The sequence below is a fragment of the Falsiroseomonas oryziterrae genome (assembly GCF_021864505.1).
GTDB lineage: Bacteria > Pseudomonadota > Alphaproteobacteria > Acetobacterales > Acetobacteraceae > Falsiroseomonas > Falsiroseomonas oryziterrae.
In genome coordinates this window covers 1-1,708 of record NZ_JAKJIB010000529.1, presented here as the reverse complement: position 1 = coordinate 1,708, position 1,708 = coordinate 1, and the positions used below count along the sequence as shown (strand labels likewise).

The 1,708-nt window shown below is 73.8% G+C and carries 1 protein-coding gene and 1 pseudogene; both read right to left on the bottom strand.

All coding sequences use genetic code 11. The annotated features are described in order from the left end of the window. A pseudogene (locus L2I40_RS22800) lies at positions 1–284 on the bottom strand (glycosyltransferase family 4 protein); the annotation flags it as partial. Positions 285–447: 163 nt separating this feature from the next. Further along, on the bottom strand, positions 448–1,467 hold the full coding sequence (locus tag L2I40_RS22795; protein WP_237217649.1) for a C-terminal binding protein: 1,020 nt from the start codon (positions 1,465–1,467) through the stop codon (positions 448–450). Positions 1,468–1,708 lie beyond the last annotated feature (241 nt).

Sequence of the window (1,708 nt, the reverse complement as noted above, 5' to 3'; positions counted from 1 at the left end):
AGGGCGCTCCGCCCGAAGGGCAGCGCGAGCCGCGCACGCCGCGCCGCGCCCTTGGCGCTGCCGCCCTCGGTCCAGCTGCGGTCCAGCGCGGCGACGAGGTCGAGCACCGTGGCGCGCGGCAGCGCGGCGAAGCCGAGCAGCGGGAGTTCCGCGACGAAGGTGCAGCGCGCGTCGGGATCGGCGGCGAATCGCCGCGCATAGGCCAGCTCGACACGATCGATCCCGGACGGCGAGGGCCGCTGCGCGACCGTCAGCAGACGGGAGATGTCGAGGATGACGTGCACCGATCCCCCGTCGCCCCGTCCGGCCTGCGCGGCCGGACCACCAGCCGGGCCACCCCCTGCGGAGGCGACCCCGTTCACGAATTCTTTAGCATACGGAGACGCGGAGGGGCAGGCCCGTCACGTCTTTTTTTGCGAGGTCGCGCTCAAGGCGCGAGACGGCCGCTCAGTAGGACTCGGGCGCGATCACGTTGCTCGGGATGCCGAGCACCAAATTGTCCCGCATCGTCTCGGCGCTCTTGCGCCGGATATCGGCCCAGGCCTCCGGCGTGTGGAAGGCGCTGTGCGGGGTGACGATCAGCCGCCCCTGCAGCCAGGGCTCGCGCCGGCGATAGGCGGCCAGCAGCGAGGGCACCGGCTCCACCGGCGGCTCCACCGGGATCACGTCGAGGCCGGCGCCGGCGAGGTGGCCCGATTTCAGCGCCGCCTCCAGCGCGTCGATGTCGAGGCTGGTGCCGCGCGCGGTGTTCACCACCACCGCATCCTTCGGCAGCAGCGCAAGCTGCGCCGCGCCGATCATCCCGCGCGTCGTCGGCGTGTCCGGGACATGGATCGACAGCACGTCGGCGCCGCGCAGCAGGTCGTCCAGCGTGCGCGCCCGCTCGATGCCGAGCGCGCGGTCCACGCCGTTCGGCAGGAAGGGATCGAAGAAGCGCACCTGGAAGCCGAGCGCCTTGGCGCGCAGCGCCGCCGCCGTGCCGATGCGCCCAAGGCCGACCACGCCGAAGACCTGCGCGCCGAGCCGGCGGATCAGCGGGCTGTCCAGGTAGCGCCAGGCCGCGGGCGGCTCGGCGCGCTGCAGGTCGTGGTGCAGCAGCAGGCCGCGCCGCAGCGCGAGCGTCAGCGCGATGGCGTGGTCCGCGACCTCCATCGTGCCGTAGTCCGGGACGTTGCAGACGGTGATGCCGCGCGCCGCGCAGGCCGCGCGGTCGAGCCGGTCATAGCCGACGCCCATCCGCACCACGACCTTCAGTCGTGGGAAGCGCGCGATGTGGTGCGGCTTCAGCCAGTGCCGGAAGATCAGCAGCCCGTCGACGCGCGCGCAGACCGCGTCGGGGAGCATGTCGAGGCTTTCCGTGTGCGGCGCGCCGCCATGGATGATCTCGACATCCGGCCCGAGCACCTCCTGCTCGAGCCGCGTGTCCGGATACATCGCCTCCGGCTCGAGCACCGTCAGTCGCGCCAAGTCCTGGATCCTCGCTGCTCGTCCCGACCGGACGGATCGTCCCCGCCCCCGCGGGCGGGGGCGGGTCGGGGCGGGGTTTCGTGGTTTGGAAACGGGCCCGAAGCGCGGCCTAGCTCCGCCACCAGCCGCGCTTGCGCGGCAGTTCGGCGGGCGCCTCGCCGCCGAGCACGATCGGCGCGACGGGCTGGCCGATCACCGGCTCGGCCGGCGCGGGCTCCGGGGCCGCCGGGGCCGGCTCGGC